This window comes from Arthrobacter sp. Soil_C_60, from assembly GCF_057656375.1.
The window spans coordinates 160699-177388 of record NZ_JBDGKM010000008.1 but is presented as its reverse complement, the minus strand read 5'-3'; the positions used below and the strand labels follow the sequence as shown (position 1 = coordinate 177388).

12 protein-coding genes are annotated in these 16690 nt (G+C 66.7%); 8 read left to right on the top strand and 4 right to left on the bottom strand.

What is annotated here, in order from left to right; all coding sequences use genetic code 11:
* Positions 1 to 3: 3 nt before the first annotated feature.
* From AC3A4M_RS16460 to AC3A4M_RS16445, 4 genes are all read right to left on the bottom strand, one after another.
* Positions 4 to 1839: a dynamin family protein gene (locus AC3A4M_RS16460; RefSeq protein ID WP_498736985.1), complete on the bottom strand. Its 1836-nt coding sequence runs from the start codon at positions 1837 to 1839 to the stop codon at positions 4 to 6.
* A gap of 105 nt (positions 1840 to 1944) precedes the next feature.
* On the bottom strand, positions 1945 to 3234 hold the full coding sequence (locus tag AC3A4M_RS16455) for an IniB N-terminal domain-containing protein (RefSeq protein ID WP_498736983.1): 1290 nt from the start codon (positions 3232 to 3234) through the stop codon (positions 1945 to 1947).
* Positions 3235 to 3386: 152 nt separating this feature from the next.
* Positions 3387 to 6002, bottom strand: a complete 2616-nt coding sequence (locus AC3A4M_RS16450) for a helix-turn-helix transcriptional regulator (RefSeq protein ID WP_498736981.1) — start codon at positions 6000 to 6002, stop codon at positions 3387 to 3389.
* A 4-nt stretch (positions 6003 to 6006) separates the two neighbouring features.
* On the bottom strand, positions 6007 to 8082 hold the full coding sequence (locus AC3A4M_RS16445; RefSeq protein ID WP_498736980.1) for an Hsp70 family protein: 2076 nt from the start codon (positions 8080 to 8082) through the stop codon (positions 6007 to 6009).
* A 509-nt stretch (positions 8083 to 8591) separates the two neighbouring features.
* On the opposite strand from AC3A4M_RS16445, the gene AC3A4M_RS16440 reads away from it, so the two are divergent.
* From AC3A4M_RS16440 to AC3A4M_RS16405, 8 genes are all read left to right on the top strand, one after another.
* Complete coding sequence (locus tag AC3A4M_RS16440; RefSeq protein WP_498736978.1) at positions 8592 to 8810, top strand: PLD nuclease N-terminal domain-containing protein; 219 nt, start codon at positions 8592 to 8594, stop codon at positions 8808 to 8810.
* Positions 8797 to 9852 carry a GlxA family transcriptional regulator gene (locus AC3A4M_RS16435; RefSeq protein ID WP_498736976.1) on the top strand — a complete coding sequence of 352 codons (1056 nt, stop codon included), beginning with the start codon at positions 8797 to 8799 and terminating at the stop codon, positions 9850 to 9852. The genes AC3A4M_RS16440 and AC3A4M_RS16435 overlap by 14 nt, the downstream gene beginning before the upstream one ends.
* A gap of 124 nt (positions 9853 to 9976) precedes the next feature.
* A complete protein-coding gene (locus AC3A4M_RS16430) occupies positions 9977 to 10615 on the top strand; it encodes an HD domain-containing protein (RefSeq protein ID WP_498736973.1) in 639 nt (212 codons plus the stop codon).
* 101 nt (positions 10616 to 10716) lie between these two features.
* The gene (locus AC3A4M_RS16425) at positions 10717 to 11790 is read left to right on the top strand and encodes a zinc-dependent alcohol dehydrogenase (protein WP_498736972.1); all 1074 of its coding nucleotides are present in this window, start codon (positions 10717 to 10719) and stop codon (positions 11788 to 11790) included.
* Positions 11791 to 11867: 77 nt separating this feature from the next.
* Entirely contained in the window at positions 11868 to 12566 is a 699-nt protein-coding gene (locus tag AC3A4M_RS16420) for a FadR/GntR family transcriptional regulator (protein ID WP_498636487.1), read from the top strand.
* A gap of 71 nt (positions 12567 to 12637) precedes the next feature.
* The gene (locus tag AC3A4M_RS16415) at positions 12638 to 13636 is read left to right on the top strand and encodes an asparaginase (RefSeq protein WP_498736970.1); all 999 of its coding nucleotides are present in this window, start codon (positions 12638 to 12640) and stop codon (positions 13634 to 13636) included.
* 15 nt (positions 13637 to 13651) lie between these two features.
* Positions 13652 to 15055, top strand: coding sequence for an aspartate ammonia-lyase (locus tag AC3A4M_RS16410; protein ID WP_498736968.1), 1404 nt, complete (start codon positions 13652 to 13654; stop codon positions 15053 to 15055).
* A gap of 57 nt (positions 15056 to 15112) precedes the next feature.
* Complete coding sequence (locus AC3A4M_RS16405; RefSeq protein ID WP_498736966.1) at positions 15113 to 16627, top strand: amino acid permease; 1515 nt, start codon at positions 15113 to 15115, stop codon at positions 16625 to 16627.
* Positions 16628 to 16690: the final 63 nt, after the last annotated feature.

Genomic DNA, 16690 nt, shown 5'->3' with positions numbered 1-16690 from the left:
CGTTCACACCGTGCCTGCCAAGGCAGGTTTACCGTCCAGCTGCTGGACATGTTTGCGCAGCGCGTTGACGCGCTTGAGCTCGGCCTTGATCTGCCGGATCCGTTCTTCGCGTTCCACGGTAAAGGTGGAGGCTGCCTTCTGCGCCGCAAGCACCGAATCCGCCAGCGAGCGGTGGTGCTCTTCCGCGATTTCGGTGAAGTGGTCCCGCGTGGCGCGCTGCACCAGCCGGAGCCGGTCCTTGAGCTGCTTGCCCACCTGGAATACGACGTCGTCCAGCTGGCGGCGGACCAGTGCCTTGGCCTCGCTCTGTCGCCGCTTGAGCCGGGCTTCCTTGTCCTCCCGGTAGGCCTTGCCGCCGAGCAGCAGGCCCGCCCCAACCGACAGCGGGTTGATCAGGGCCATGCCGACGATCCCCGTGAGCAGGCCGAACATGAGCACACCGCCGTAGGAGCCGCGCATGCCGATCAGGACCTTCTGCAGCGGGCCGATATGCCCCGGATCCAGTACAGGTACCTGTTCCACCGGATCCAGCACACCGCCGGTGTCGTCCACCCGAAGCACCGGCAGCGGCACTTCGTCCCGCGCGAAGTGCTCGGCGACCTGAGCGGAGAGCCACTGTGCGCGCTCGTCCGCCCAGACAAAGGTGTCCGACACGGCCGAAGCAACACGCTGCTCAAGCCACTCGGCGAACTGGGCCCAAATCGGCCCTGGATCCCCCGCGTCGATGGCCTCCTCGGCGTCGCGCTGGATGATGCGCAGGCGGTCGCGCAGGTCATGCTCCATGTCCGCAATAAGGTCGCTGACGCCATCGCTGAGCGTAATCTGCCAACGCGCCGACCGCCGTCGTTGTTCGTCCGCGCGTTCCTTGGCGATCTCCAGCTCGGCGATCATCTGCGGCGTGCCTTCCGGATCTTCCAGCGCGCTGAGTTCGGACTGCAGCGACAGTCCCAGGTGCTCCGTGATGGAGAGCAGATCCCGGGCCACCGAATGCCGCTGCAGCCGTTCGGCCTGGCCGAGAATCTCCTTGCGCAGATAGGTGACGAGTTCGGGGAAACCGGATTCCGCGTTGAGCTCGTCGTCGCGCAGCCGTGCGGCATGCAGTCGGAGGTCGGACGAGACGGGGAACAGCGGGATGCCGGAGCCCACCCGGTCCAGGTGGCGTCGGTCCAGCGCCGCCACCTGCCGCCACTGCGGATACAGGTCGGTTTTGGACAGCACGCACCCCACATTCGGGCAGATCCGCATGGCCTGCCGCAGGAAGCGGATCTCCGGTTCGGTGTACTCCTGCGAGGCATCCGAGACCAGCAGCATCGCGTCTGCGGTAGGCAGTGCGGTGAGCGTGGTCAGCGAGTGCGCAGAGTCGAGGCCGCCCACGCCGGGCGAATCTACCAGCGACAGCCCTCCGGCGAGAACCTTGCGCGGCAGGTACACCTCGGCCGCAGCCAGCCCGTTGCGGTTGCCGGGATTGCCGCTCTCGGAAACATGGGCGGCCAGCTCCTCCAGCTTGACCGGACGGCGCTCCAGCTCCGGTTCCCTGTCACCATCGGCGTAGCCCGTATCGCCCTTGGGAACAACGACGACGGCGGATGGCGGATCTCCATGGCGCACCACTGTAGGAACGGAGGTGGCAACGTCGTCGTCGACCGGGCAGACCGGTGCGTTGACCAGGGCGTTGATCAACTGGCTTTTGCCCTGCTTGAATTCACCGACCACGATCACCCGGATGCTGGGATCCAGCAGCCTGCGGCGGGTCTGTTCCAGCCGGCGCCGCAGGTCCCGCCGTTCCCCGGTGCCGACCAACTCGATGCCATAGTCAACCAGCTTGACGAGCTCAACCACGCTTGCCCTCCTTTGGACTCGCTACTGCTTTAAACGGCACATCTGCCCGGCAGGAAGGGAGTCCTCCTGCCGGGCCGGTGCGAGACTATGGACTTACCCCCACGATCAGTCCACGTCGACGTTGTTTACATCGGTCTCCTCTATCCCGACGTCTTCAAGCTCGCTTTGGGCGAACGGGGAATCAACCACCGAGTTGAGTTCGGTGTTGATGTCGTCGATGTTGGTGGACTCGTCCGTGTTGCCGACGTTCTCAAACTCGGTGTTGCCGACGTCCTCAAACTCGGTGTTGCCGACATCCTCCAGGTTGGTGGACTCGTCGGTGTTGAAGGACTCGTCCGCGGTGAAGGAGTCCTCGACGATAGTGGAGTTGTCCGAGTTGTCGTTGAGGGAATCCTCGAAGTCCGCGGAGTTGTCGGTATTGCCGACGTTCTCCAGGTTGGTGGACTCGTCGGTGTTGAAAGAGTCATCTGGGTTGAAGGAGTCGTTGACCGAGTTGTCCGAGTTGTCGTTGAACGAGTCCTCGTTCGTGGTTTCCTCGACCTCGACGGTGTTGAAGTTCCCGTCGATACCGTCGTTGTCCTCGTTGCCGATTTCGTTGTCGTCCCCGTCGACACCGTCGTTGTCCTCGTTGCCGATTTCGTTGTCGTCGCCGTCGACACCGTCGTTGTCCTCGTTGAACGAGCCGATGTTCGTGGTGTCCTCACTGCCGATTTCGACGTCGGCATCGCCGTCGGCCTCGACATCGACGTTGGTGGAGTTGTTCTCGGAGTTGTCCTGGTCAACATCGTCTGCAGCGATGGAATCATCGCCGTTGGCCACGTTCGCGTCTTTGCCGGCAGCCACGGAGTCGTCACCGGAGGCGATGACGGCGTCGTTGTCGAAGATCTGGCTGACGTCACCATCGGCCCAGATGTTCTGGTTCACCGACTGGTCGTTGATGGTGTCCCGGTCATCCACCGTGGAGGTGTAGGAATACTCGTTGACGATGTGGGTCAACTGCTGGACCGCGTGGCCGTGGTCGTCATCGTTGTCCCGGTGCGGACCGTCGTCGTCGTCGTTATCCCGGTCCGGACGGTGGTTGTCGTTGTCGTTGTCCCAGTCACGGCCGCCGCCCCCGCCGTCGTTGTTATTTCCCCCGTTGCTGGCCGGATTGTTGTGGTCGATCCGCGAGGAGTTATCCCCGGTGTTGTACTCGCGGTCGAAGGAGGCACCGACGCCAACCGGGGCAAAGTCCAGGACTACCGGCATGACGGCGTCGACGTCGTCCGAGCAGACATCGCTGAGGCCGGCGTGCTCCAGCTCCCGCTCGGGATCCTCGCGGAAAGCGTGGGCCGCATCGGGGTCCCGGAGCAGGTTCATGATGAATTCAAGAAGGGTGTTCGCAAGTGTAGGCATGGTATTCCCTCAATCTCAAAGGTGTGTGAACTTGGATCCGCCGAGCTGGTTGCCTGGCTTGCTTCAAACGTAGATCCGGGGTGGCGGGGCCTGCATCGGGGTTATCTCCCCTGTGCGGCCACCCCCTATAGGGGATTGGACGTCCCCCGGCATTAGGGAGGACCGGACACTTCCTGGCCGAGGAGCAGTCGCAGTTGCGCCAGCAGTTCCGAGCGTGTGGCGGCCCCCAAACGGCGGCGGATCCTGGCGATGTGGTGCTCGGCAGTGCGGGGCGAAATGAAGATCGCGGCACCGATTTCCCGGTACGTCTTGCCTTCCAGCACCAGCCGGGCCACCTCACGCTCGCGGGCACTCAGGACCGCTCCCTCTGAGGCGGCGCCGGCCGGCAGCCCTGCCGAAGGCCTAATCCCCGGCCGGACTGCCGGCCGGACCGTCGGCAACGTTGGAACGGGCTCGGTTTCCGCGCTGACCGAGACCACGGATCCGGGATGAAGGTCCCGGGCGCAGGCGAGCAACCTGGCCATGTCCTTGCGCTCATCGGCCCGCGGGGCGGCGTGGCCGGCCAACCGGGAGCCGTCCCAGGTCATGCCCACCGCGGCCAGTCCGCGTGCCGCAGCTTCGACCGCGTCAACGTCGATATGGCCGGAAAGGACCGCTACCCAGGACCGGCCGGCGGCCGCCAGCACGGAGGCCAGATGGTTATTCCCGGAAGCACGAACCAGTGCCGAGGCGTGGGGCGCAAGATCCGACGGCCGCTCCGCGAGAATGGCGGCCTGGACCGCGTGCCAGCGCAGCGGAATCGACCACAGCGGAGGATCGCCGAGACGCTCCAGCAACGCCAAGGCCTCGGCGAGCTGCGGCTCCAGCCGGGCCGAATCACGTAGCCGCGCGGCCGCGACGGCCAGTTCACCGAACGGCAGCAGGCTGTAAAGGTCCACCGAGACATGCAGGATGCGCTCGCGGGCGCGCTGCCAGGCGTGGACAAGGGCAGCGGTGTCATCGGTCCGGCGGGCCAGGCCTACTTCCAGCGCGTCGAACAGCAGTTCGTCCCGGGGTGCGAGCCCGCCCTCGGGGGCGGCGTCGGCGATAGCCGCACGGGCCAGGTCCGGACGGTCCAGCTGCATGGCTGTCCAGGCGCGCAGCAGCAACAGCCTGGGACGCGCCGCCGGTCCGGCCTGCTCTCCGGCCAAGGCATCGTTCAGAATTGAGTCGGCCACCGCCGGTTCGCCGCTGTGCAGGGCTACCAGCGCAGCCAGCGCGGCCGGGACTTCCGGGAGGGGAATGCTGCTGCCGGACGCCGTCATCATGTCCGATGCCCGGATCAGCGCGGGCAGGGCACGGGCCGGCTGCGCCGCAATGGACGCGCTGATTCCCTCCCCCATAAGTCCGACGGCGACAGCGGCGAGCGTGGGCGAACCGCTTGGTCCGGGCGACTTGAGCATGGTTTCGGCGCCGTCGCGGTCGCCGGTGCCGATCATTGCGACGGCGGCGAGCGCAGCCGAGGGGCCCGTCCGGTCCGCGCCCAGCCACCGGTAGACTTCCGCGCTGCGTGCCAGCATGCCCCGCCGTGCCCAAGTAGCGGCGGCTACGTCCACCCCGCGGACGAGGTCGGGTGCGTCTTGGCTTGAGAGCAGGGTGTCCAGAATGCGCCCGGCGCCGTCAAGGTCGCCGACGGCGGAGGCGGCCTGCGCCCGGCGGGCCGCGGTGGCAAGTTCGTCGGAGCCGGCGGCTCCGGCTTCGTCATAGAGGGCAGAGGCAAGCGCGGGCTGCTCGGCCAGCACGTTGTCGCCCTCGCGCTCCAAGGCTCGGGCGATCCGCGGGTCCCTCAATCCGTCACGCGCGAGTCCGCGGGCAACCTCGCCGAGTGAACGCCCCTCCGAGGTGAAGGCATCCACCAGAGCCCGCTGCGCCTCGTGGACGCGGTATGGCGGCGTCGCAGCCAGCACGGCTTGGCGCACCAGTGGCACCAGCTTTCCGTCGGCGCGCAGCAGACCCGCGGCCCGCGCCCTGGTAACCAGATGGTCGAGGCTTTCCCCTGCCTGGTCCAGGGCTGGCGGAATTTGCCCGGCGAGGTCGAATCCGACGCTCAGGGCAAGCAACAGGTCGGACAGCCCGCCGTCGATCTTGTCCAGTTCATAGCCAAGCTGGTCCATCAGACCGCGTGCACGATGCGGCTCAGACAAGACACTGCTGCCATGCTGGCCGATCGCTTCCATAACCAGATGCACCAGCCAGGGCATGCCGGCGGTAGCCTCCGCCAGCTTGTCCACGAGCGACGTCGTGGGGGCAGCCTCCAGCACTTCCGCAGCCCGCGCGCGGATTTCCTCGTTGGACAGCGGGCCGAGGATCACCGGTGCGTGGTGCTGCTCCAAAGTGGCGGACAGACGCCGCAAGGCTGCCGGCTGCGGCCAGGGCCGGTACGCCACCACCAGATTCACGTCCCGGTCCTCGATCAGCGAACCGAGCTGGGCCAAGGCGGTATCGCTGCACTCATGGGCATCGTCGACCAGTACCGCACCGCGGGCGTTGACCGTGCAGAGATCGAGATCCGTGGGGCTGAGGTCCACGCAATTGCGCAGAATATGGAGGCCCATGGCGCGGTACTGTGCCTCAAGATCGTCCAGCAGGACGGTCTTCCCGGTTCCGCCGGCACCAACGATACCGGCCAGCAACCGCGTTTCCGGCGCGGCCGCTACCTCCGCCAGAAAAGAGGCAGCAACAGTAGGGCGGAGCGGGCGTGATCCGATGCCCGCAAGGCTTGTCTCCACCGTGTCATCCCTCCGGCGCAGGAACAGGTGCAGTCGAGGGTGCTTCCGGAGCGGGCGCGGGCGGTACCGGGTCAGCTGCTGGTTCGGTCGCGGTGGGCGCCGGCGGCGCGGGTTCAGGAGGGGCAGGTTCAGGAGGTGCGGGGGCGGGCGGGTCAGCGGCGGGAACCGTCTGCTCGGGAGCGGGAGGCTCGGGGACTGGCTGCTCCGGCACCGGGGTCTGCGGGACGTCAGGAGCAGGCGTTACGGGCGGCTCGGCTGTGGTCGGCGGCTGTGTGGCCGGGGGTTGGGCTGGCGTGGTCGGAGCGGGGCCGGTTGCCGGCGGCTCCGGCTGCGGCGCCGGGGAGGTCGGCTCTTGTGTGGTCGTGCTCGGTTCGGCGGCCGGCCCGGGTGCTGAAGGGCTCGTTCCCTTGGTCGTCGGCTTCGGTGTGCTCGACGGCGAGTCCGGACGGGCTGCGTTTGTCCCTGAAGTGGAGCCCTTCGGCGTTGTGGCCGTGCCGCCGTCGTTATTTGCTGCTCCCGCAGTCCCGTCCACGGGCGCCGTCCCGGTGACCGGATCTGCGTCGGCGTCCACCGCCTGCCAGTTATCAGTGATCGGAGCCCCGCCGCTGCCGTCCAAGACCGGCATTCCTGCCGGTCCCCCCGCGCCTGATCCCTGTGGTCCGGCAGCGCCATCGAGTGGAACCGTCCCCGCTCCGCCTTCCTCTTCCGGAGCCTGCGCCCCCGCTGCCCCGGCCGCCAATGAATTCATCTCCGCCGGACTCTGGGCCGCTGTGGCCGTCAGAATGGTGAGCGTAGCGACGGTTGCCGCTACCGCGGTCATCCGGGCGCCGGTCCGCGGGTGCGCCGGTTTGACGGAAGCCACTGGCGCACCCGTCCCGGTGTCAGTCCCGAAACCGTGACTGTGGCCAGTTGTTTCCCCCGCGGCCGCTTTGCCTGCGGTTACTTCCTCGGGCGCGGCCGGACTGTCCGGAACAGTCTGCGCTCCGGCAGCCGCGGGAGCCAGCATGGCCGCAGCCGAGAACGCCGCGCCCAGCGAGATGGAAGCCTTGGGATCGGCGTCGATAGCGATCGGGCGGTTGAACTCCGCCGAGAGCAGCTGGGCCACGAGCGGGATGCGCGAAGAGCCGCCGATCAGGAGGATGGCGCTCAAGTCTTCGGCATCGGTGTCCGCCGCCTGCATCGCACGCTTGAGCGCCGCAATGGTCTGCTGCACGCCGTCGTCGATCATCGCTTCGAACTCCGAGCGCACCAAACGTATCTGGCTTTGGCCGCCCGGCAGAAGTACCGGGATGGAGGCCTCCGAATCCGTGGAAAGGGCTTCCTTCGCCTCCGTGCATTCACGGCGGAGCCGCGCGAGCGCCATCAGCATCCCTGGGTCGGTGATATCGAGACCGGCCAGAGCGTCCGCCGCGCAGGAAGCAACGTGGCGGAAGACAGCGTCGTCGAAATCGGCGCCGCCAAGGCGTTCAAGTCCCTCGGGACGCCCCAACGTACGGAATGTCTCCGCATTGCTTTTCTGAAGCACGGCCGCGTCGAAGGTCCCGCCGCCGAGATCGTAGACGGCGATGGTGCTGCCTTCATCGACCCGTTCCTGGGAGGCGTAGTGGACCGCCGCAGCCTCGGGTTCGCTGACCAGCGTGACGTCTGAAAGTCCCACGCCTGCCAGGGCTTGCCGGATCAGGTCCCTTTTATAGCCGCCCCAGCTGGCCGGATGCGCAATAGCGATGGCGGCAGGCGGTTCCCCCTCGCGCTCCTGGGCACGGTCTACCACCCAACGTGCCATGGTGGCGACGATATCCTCGGGTGCCACAGACAGGTCGCCGACGACGATGGGAACGGCATCGCCCACACGCCGCTTGAATTCACGTACCAACCGGTCCGGATGGGTTGTTCCGCGACGTTCGGCTGCTTCGCCCACCAGGACCTGGCCGTCCTCGCCGAGGAAGATCACCGATGGCACCGCGCCGCCGCGTACGCCCAGGTTCAGCACCTGCGGCGCGGACTGGCCTGAACCGTCCAGACGCGCAACCGCCGCAGCGGAAAAACTCGTGCCAATATCAATGCCAAGTACAAAGCTCATGGACTCCCCCAGCAATGCCCGATCGAACTCGATCGTCCCAACCCGTGAACGGGTCTTCAGTCAGAGCAGTGCGATGCTCCCCAATAAGCCAGGCAGAAATCCATGCCATGGATGCGACATGTCAGCGGACCTCATAACCTCCGCTGCGGTGACCCTCAAAAGTGCTTGCGATGATGATCGTGCCGGTTCCCAGCCGGCCCGTTCGTGGTCTCTGCTTGACCCCAACTCCTTCAGGTTAGGAGCCCCTCTGCTGGAATAGCAAGGGGTGTGGACCCCGTAATTCCGCCGGGAAATGCCATCGTCCCTGGTTAATGGATTAGGTGGACTTGGACGTCTTGCGGGGTGCAGTCCCTAGGGCTGACGCGCCGGTTATCGATCTCATCCTTCGGACTGATGCCACCCGTCGTGCTGGAAATCTAGACTCGCAAACGGGGGTTGGGAACAACGTGGCCGACCGGCGCCGGGCGGCATCGCACCCCACACGGAGAAAGGGAACGGGGGGATGCCAGATGGAGTATGACCAGCTGATCTGGCTTGTGTGTGCCGGCCCGTTTGCCCTCTGCCTCAGCGCAGGTGCGCTGGTCAGCGTGTTCCGCAGCGACTTCCCGCCCGGTGCAAGAACCGCCTGGGCCTGCGCGGTCCTCTTCGTCCCGGTCCTTGGCGCTTCCCTCTGGCTCGCGGCGCACCGAACCCCAAGTAAGAACCAGCGGGGAGATGTCCATTCGTGATGGAATAACCGAAGGCAGCCCGACAACCTGGCAAAAGGGGCTGGCCGGAATCGAGGCGTCCATGGCAACCGCACGCCGCAGCACGTCCGTGCGGGTGGGGATCCTGGTTTTCGACGGCGTGAAGCTGCTCGACGTCGCCGGCCCGGCGGAGGCATTCGCCGAGGCGAACCTGCTCGGTGCCTCGTACGAACTTATCCTTCTGTCACCCGATGGGAACGACGTCCAATCCTCGGTGGGCATGCGGGTTTCAGTTGATGCCGCAGCGACCGAAACGGCGAGCTTCCACACGGTCCTGGTGGCCGGCGGTGATGCCCTGCCCATGAGGCAGGTTCCCGCCGAGTTGGTCGCTGCCGCCGGGCATTTGGCCAGCAACACCCAGCGCATGTCCTCCATTTGCACGGGTGCCTTCGTTCTTGCCGCGGCGGGGCTGCTCGACGGCCGCCGCGCCACAACCCATTGGAAACATACCAAGCAGCTGGCCCTGCGCTACCCGGCGACGCAAGTGGAGCCTGATGCCATTTTTGTCAGTGACGGTGGAATCCATACTTCGGCCGGCGTCACTGCGGGAATCGACCTCGCGCTGGCGCTGATCGAAGACGACCACGGCCCGGATCTGGCCAGAGCGGTAGCCCGTTCGCTGGTGGTGTACATGCAGCGTTCGGGCGGCCAGTCGCAATTCTCTGCCCCGTTGCAGGGGGAACCGCCCAAGTCCTCACCACTGCGCCCGGTACTTGACGCCGTCCAAGCCGACCCTGCAGCGGAGCATTCTGTCCCAGTGCTTGCCCGCAACGCCAACCTGAGCGTGCGGCATCTGACCCGGCTCTTTCGCGAGGAACTGCAGACCACTCCCTCGAAGTACGTGGAACTGATCCGCTTCGACACCGCCAAAGCCCTGCTCGACGCGGGCTACAGTGTCACAGAAGCGGCCGAACGCTCCGGATTTGGCAATTCCGAAGGGCTACGGCGGACCTTCATCGCGAGGATCGGCGTGCCGCCGTCGAAATACCAGCAGCGTTTCCGGTCGACGGCGAAAAACGGCTGAATGCCACCGGCGTCATGGCCGAATCCGAGGGAATATCGTCCTTTGCGACGGGGCCGGTCCCCCGTCCCGCCGGACAGTATGGGATACAGGCACACTTCCGTGCCGTTGGACAAAGGAGACATTCATGGCGGAAATCATCGCCGGCATCACCGTTCCGGACACCGAACTCGTCCGGAGCGCTACCAAACTGGTCCGCGACACTACCAACGACCTGCTGTTCGACCACTCCCGGCGGGTATTCCTCTTCGGCGCGCTCCAGGGCCGGCGCCTCGGCCTCGACGTCGACCACGAACTGCTCTATGTGGGCGCACTTTTCCATGACCTGGGCCTGACCGATAAGTACGGTACGGACAAGCTGCGCTTCGAGGTCGACGGCGCCAACGCCGCCAAGTCCTTCCTGCTGGACCATGGACGCTCGGAGGCTGACGCGACCAAGGTGTGGACCGCCGTCGCACTCCACACCACCCCGGGCGTGCCCGAATTCATGGATCCGGAAATCGCGCTGGTGACCGCCGGCGTGGAGACCGATGTGCTGGGCATCGGCTACCAGGACCTAGACCGGACCGACATCGACGCTGTCACCGCCGCCCACCCGCGGCCGGACTTCAAGCGGCAGATCCTGGCCGCCTTCACGGACGGCAACAAGCACCGCCCGGAGACCACCTTCGGCAACGTCAACGCCGATGTGCTTGAGCACTTCAGCCCCGGTTTCCGCCGCACGGACTTCGTGGAGATCATCCAGAACTCCGCCTGGCCCGAATAGGTAGCGCCTTCCGTTCCGATCCGTCTTAGTGCCAGCGGCCACCCGCCGGCACTAGGATCGGACGAGAAGATGGAGGGCCAGCAATCAGGGAGGAGCGTGCCATGGCATCGTCACCAGTGGCCGCTGGCCTCCCCGGCCCAAAATCCGCTGGTCTCGCCCTCGCCCGGGTCAGCCTTGAACCGGGCGGCGTTGCCCTTGTCCCCCACCGGCCCCGCGCTCCGCGGCCTGAGGAGGTGGAACTCAAGGTGACGCTGTGCGGACTCTCAGGCGCCGACGTCGTTGTTTACCATGCCGATCCGGCGTTTGACTGGGTCCGTTCCGGCACGGTGCTCGGGCACGAAGCCGTGGGAGTGGTATCCGCCGTCGGCCTGCTGGTGCCGGAATGGCCGGCCCCGGGGACGCGCGTTGTTCCGGTATCCATGCTCAGCTGCGGCGACTGTGAAGAATGCCTGGCCGACCGGCCGCAACAGTGCGTCCGCCCCAGCACCCTAGGGCTCAACCGTGACGGAACGGCAGCGCGGACCGCCCTGGTTCCATGGCAGAATCTGCTGGCGGTGCCGGAGGGCCTCCCGGATACGACGGCGGTGCTCGCCGAGCCCACGTCCGTCGCCTGGCGTGCCGCCGCCACCGTAGGACAGATCCGTCCCGGTGACCGCGTGGCGGTTTCAACTACGCGGGCCGTTGGGCTGCTTGCTGCCCTGATTGCCCGGAGCCTGGGCGCCGACGTCGTGATGGTGGGGCGGCCCGGTCCCCACCATGAGCAGCGCCAGGAACTTGCCGCGAGCCTCGGCCTGCGCAGCACCACCGAACCCGAGCCGGAGAGCGTTGATGTCTGGATCGAGGCATCCGGTTCGGGCAAACAGTTGGCTTCCGCGGTGGAGGTGCTGCGGCCGGGCGGAAAACTTGTGCTCGTGGCCATGTATGCCACGGGTGCCCGGCAGACGGTGAACACGGTGGTCGGCAAGGAGCTCACCGTGCTGACGAGTTATGCTTCCACCCGCTCGGACTTTGACGACGCGCTCGCGTTCCTGTCCACCATGCCGGACCTCGGCGACCGCCTGGTCACCGTCTATCCGCTGGGGCAGGCCGTGGAGGCCCTGCGCCTGACGGCAGAAGGGGCGCCTGACGATCACGGCCGTCCGTTGGTCAAAGCGGTGCTCCGGATGAACGGCTGATGCCAAACCGCCTGGTCAAGCCGATGTCCGCCGGACGAAATTGACACGCGCATGTGACCCGTGACATATTTCTCTGCGTGAACCTGTCAGACAGCTGGACAGCAGGACAGCCCATTGTCCGAGTCGGTGCCGCCGAGGCCGTACTGCGCTCCCTCCGCGCCGCCATCGAAGAAGGCAAGCTTCCGGTGGGCACCAAGCTCAGCTCCGAGGCCGCGCTGGCCCAGCAGTACGCCGTCAGCCGCTCCGTGATCCGCGAGGCGCTGCGGTCCTGCGCGTCTCTGGGCCTGACTGTGACGCGGACCGGCAAGGGCACCTTCGTGATCTCGGACCGCGTGGCCTCGGACCTCACCCTCGGCCAGTACTCCGCCCGGGAACTGACCGAGGCCCGCCCGCACATCGAAGTTCCGGCCGCAGGGCTGGCCGCCGAACGCCGGAGCGACGAGGAGCTCGCGTTCCTGCGGGACGTCGTCCAGGCGATGTGCACCGAGGACGACCCGGAAGCCTGGGTCAGCCTCGATGCCAGCTTCCATTCCGCCATCGCCCGCGCCAGCGGCAACCGCGTATTCGAGTCGGTGGTGGCGGACATCCGCGATGCGCTGGCCCACCAGTCCGAGACGCTGAACATGGTGGCCGGCCGCCAGCAGAAATCCGATGTGGAGCACCGCCGCATCCTCGATGCCATCGAAGCCGGTTCCGCCGAGGAAGCCAGCGCCGCCATGCGCGAGCATCTGGCCGCGGTGGGTGTGGCACTGGACCGCCTGCTGAACGCCAGCTGATTCACCCAGGCGGTTCCCGCCTCGCTTATTTTCACCCCCCATCCCAACAGAAAGCCGCCATGCTGCCCTTGATGTCCCAGGTTGAACCCGGCCAGCCCTGCTCGGTGCCCCGGCCAAACCATGTCCCGCTCGCGGAGCAGACCCGCGACGGACTGGTGGAAAGCGTCCACTACGGTTCCGTCATCGCCCTGGACTACGACGGCGGCACCCGTCTTTCCGCCGGGGACCCCCTGGCCCTGTTCTACCCGCGCTCCTCGCTCAAGCCGCTGCAGGCCATGGCCATGGTCCGCGCCGGCCTGGACCTGCCGCCGGAACTGCTGGCGCTGGCCGCGGCGAGCCACTCCGGCTCCCGGGAGCACCAGGACGGGGCAATGCGCATCCTCCAACTGCACGGCCTCACCGACGCGGCGCTTGAGAATACGGTTGATCTGCCCTACGGGGATGCGGAACGGCAGAGCTGGCTCCGCGCCGGCGGCGAAGCGACGCAGCTGGCCCAGAACTGCTCGGGCAAACACGCCGCTATGGCGGCTACCTGCGTGATCAACGGCTGGCCGGTAGCCGGGTATCTCGATCCGGAACATCCGCTGCAGATGGCGATTGCCGCCGTCGTTCTTGAGCTGACCGGCGAGGAATCCCCGCTGACCAGCACGGACGGTTGCGGCACGCCGCTCTTTGCCCTGAGCCTGCGGGGAATGGCCCGCGCGTTTGGCCGGATTGCCTCCGCGGCGCCGGGCACGGCCGAGGCCGCCGTGGCCAACGCGATGATGGCGCACCCGGAACAGGTCGCGGGTGCCGGCCGGGATGTGACCGCGCTGATGCGGCTGGTTCCCGGCTTGCTGGCCAAGGACGGTTTTGAGGGCCTGCAGTTGGTGGGGCTCCGCGATGGCCGCGCCGTCGCCGTCAAAATCTCGGATGGCTCCGACCGCGCCCGCATGCCGGTCACCCTCCAGGCGCTGGCGGCCCTGGATCTCGACGCCGGCCTGCTGCAAACTCTTGCCCCCGCGCCCGTCCTTGGCGGCGGGCGTCCGGTGGGAGAGCTCCGCGCCATTGATTTCAGCATCTCGAACTAAGGAAAAAGGAAAACAGTGACAGCTTCGTCATTCCGTACCGACCACGATCTGCTGGGCTACCGGGACATTCCCGCGGACGCCTACTGGGGCGTCCACACCCTGCGGGCGCTGGAGAACTTCCCCATCACAGGCCAGCCGCTCTCCAGCAACGCCCACCTGGTCAAGGGCCTTGCGGCCGTCAAGCTCGCGGCAGCGCGCACCAACGAAGAACTGGGACTGCTCGATAGCGTCCGTGCCAACGCCATTGCCCAGGCCTGCCAGGAAATCATCGACGGCAAGCTGCACGAGCAGTTCGTCGTCGACGTTGTGCAGGGCGGTGCCGGCACCTCCTCGAACATGAACGCCAACGAGGTCATCGCCAACCGCTCGCTGGAAATCCTCGGCCAGGCCAAGGGCGACTACTCGCAGCTGCACCCGAACGACCACGTGAACCTGAGCCAGTCCACCAACGACGTGTACCCCACCGCGGTCCGGGTGGCCACCATCAACAGCGTGCGCAGCCTGCTGGACGCCCTGGCCACGATGGAAGAAGCCTTCGCCGACAAGGCCGCGGAGTTCCGCACTGTGGTCAAGATGGGGCGTACCCAGCTGCAGGACGCCGTCCCCATGACCCTGGGCCAGGAATTCGGCACCTACGCGGTCACCGTCGGCGAAGACCGGGAACGCCTCGCCGAAGCCACGCTGCTGATCCACGAGATCAACCTCGGCGCTACCGCCATCGGCACCGGGCTGAACGCCCCGGCCGGCTACAGCGAAGCGGCCTGCCGCCACCTGGCAGAAGTGACCGGCCTGCCCCTGGTCACCTCGGTGGACCTGATCGAGGCAACGCAGGACGTGGGCGCCTTCGTCCATCTCTCCGGCGTGCTCAAGCGGGTTGCCGTGAAGCTTTCCAAGATCTGCAACGACCTGCGGCTGCTCTCTTCCGGCCCGCGCGCCGGGTTCGGCGAGATCAATCTGCCGGCGGTGCAGTCCGGCTCCTCCATCATGCCCGGCAAGATCAACCCGGTGATTCCCGAGGTGGTCAGCCAGGTGGCGTACGAGGTGGTCGGCAACGACGTCACCATCACGATGGCCGCCGAATCCGGCCAGCTGCAGCTCAACGCGTTCGAGCCAATCATCGTGCACAGCCTGGACAAGAGCATTTCCCACCTCGAGGCCGCCTGCCGGACCCTGACCGAGCGTTGCATCCGCGGCATCACGGCCAATACCGAACGGCTCCGGCTCACCGTGCAGCAGTCCATCGGCCTGGTCACCGCCCTGAACCCGCGGCTCGGCTATGCCGCCGCCACGGCCATTGCCCAGGAAGCGCAGGCCACCGGCCGCGGCGTGGCCGAACTGGTCCTCGAGCACCAGCTGCTCACCGGCGCCGAACTCGACGAGCTGCTCTCGCCCGAGCGGCTCGCCAACCTCAGCAACTAAGTCCCCTCCCCCGCAGTATCCGCAACAGCAACCCGTCCCCCATCCAGAAGGACAACTATGACTCCCCCACCCCAGGGACTCCAGAACGCCAAACCCGTTCAGACCGACCACGCCTCCGACACTGCACTGCATGCCGAGGACCAGGGTTACCACAAGGGCCTCAAACCCCGGCAGATCCAGATGATCGCCATCGGCGGCGCCATCGGCACCGGCCTGTTCATGGGCGCCGGCGGCCGGCTGGCCGACGCCGGCCCCGCCCTGGTACTGATCTACGCCATCTGCGGCTTCTTCGCCTTCCTGATCCTGCGTGCCCTGGGCGAACTGATCATGCACCGGCCGTCGTCGGGCTCCTTTGTCTCTTACGCCCGCGAATTCTTCGGCGAAAAGGCCGCCTTCGCCACCGGCTGGCTGTACTGGCTCAACTGGGTCATGACGGCCATCGTCGACGTCACGGCCGTGGCCCTGTACATGAACTTCTTCGCCAAATACTGGGCGCCCATCGGCGACGTGCCGCAGTGGGTCTTCGCGCTCGGCGCCCTGGTGCTGGTGCTGGGCCTGAACCTGGTCTCCGTCAAGGTCTTCGGCGAGCTGGAATTCTGGTTCGCGCTGATCAAGGTCGTCTCCCTGGTCGCCTTCCTGCTGGTGGGCATCTACTTCGTCATCTTCGGCACTCCGCTGGAAGGCCATGAGGTCGGCTTCAGCCTGATCTCCGGCAACGGGGGCATCTTCCCCAACGGCCTGATGCCGGCCATCGTGGTCATCCAGGGCGTGGTTTTCGCCTACGCCTCTATCGAGCTCATCGGCACTGCCGCCGGCGAGACCAAGAACCCCGAAAAGGTCATCCCGCGGGCCATCAACACCGTAATCCTGCGCATCGCGGTGTTCTATGTCGGCTCGCTCGTGCTGCTCTCCCTGCTGCTGCCGTACACCGCCTACAAGGCCGGCGAAAGCCCGTTCGTGACGTTCTTCGGCACCATCGGCGTGGCCGGCGTCGACGCCATCATGAACCTCGTGGTGCTCACCGCCGCGCTCTCCTCGCTGAACGCCGGCCTCTACTCCACCGGCCGCATCATGCGCTCCATGTCCGTCTCCGGCTCGGCTCCCAAGTTCGCCGGCCGGATGAACAAGTCCGGCGTACCGTACGGCGGCATCGCCCTCACCGCCGTGGTCGCGCTGCTGGGTGTCGCGCTCAATGCGATCGTGCCGGCGAAGGCCTTCGAGATCGTCCTCAACGCTGCCGCCATCGGCATCATCAGCGCCTGGGGCATGATCATCCTGTGCCAGCTGAAGCTGGGCCACTGGGCGAATAAGGGCCTGCTCTCCCGGCCAGCCTTCCGGCTCCCCGGCGCGCCGTTCACCGGCTACCTGACACTGGCGTTCCTCGCCGCCGTGCTGGTGCTGATGGCGTTCGACTCCCCGGTAGGAACCTGGACGGTGGCCTCGCTGGTCATCATCATCCCGGCGCTCATCTTGGGCTGGTACCGCTGCCGCGACAACATCTACGCCATTGCCGCACGGCGCGAAGAGGAAGAGGCGCGGTCGCGGGCCGGCTCCGTTCCCTCCGACGTCTGACGTCTGTTCCACACGCGGATCCAAGGTCCGGTAGCAGTACCCACCCGGGTATCGCTGCCGGAC

Coding starts and splice junctions, on each gene's coding strand:
- AC3A4M_RS16455 (WP_498736983.1), bottom strand. CDS start 3,234: ATGCCTACACTTGCGAACACCCTTCTTGAATTCATCATGAACCTGCTC.
- AC3A4M_RS16445 (WP_498736980.1), bottom strand. CDS start 8,082: ATGAGCTTTGTACTTGGCATTGATATTGGCACGAGTTTTTCCGCTGCG.
- AC3A4M_RS16440 (WP_498736978.1), top strand. CDS start 8,592: ATGGAGTATGACCAGCTGATCTGGCTTGTGTGTGCCGGCCCGTTTGCC.
- AC3A4M_RS16435 (WP_498736976.1), top strand. CDS start 8,797: ATGTCCATTCGTGATGGAATAACCGAAGGCAGCCCGACAACCTGGCAA.
- AC3A4M_RS16430 (WP_498736973.1), top strand. CDS start 9,977: ATGGCGGAAATCATCGCCGGCATCACCGTTCCGGACACCGAACTCGTC.
- AC3A4M_RS16425 (WP_498736972.1), top strand. CDS start 10,717: ATGGCATCGTCACCAGTGGCCGCTGGCCTCCCCGGCCCAAAATCCGCT.
- AC3A4M_RS16415 (WP_498736970.1), top strand. CDS start 12,638: ATGTCCCAGGTTGAACCCGGCCAGCCCTGCTCGGTGCCCCGGCCAAAC.
- AC3A4M_RS16405 (WP_498736966.1), top strand. CDS start 15,113: ATGACTCCCCCACCCCAGGGACTCCAGAACGCCAAACCCGTTCAGACC.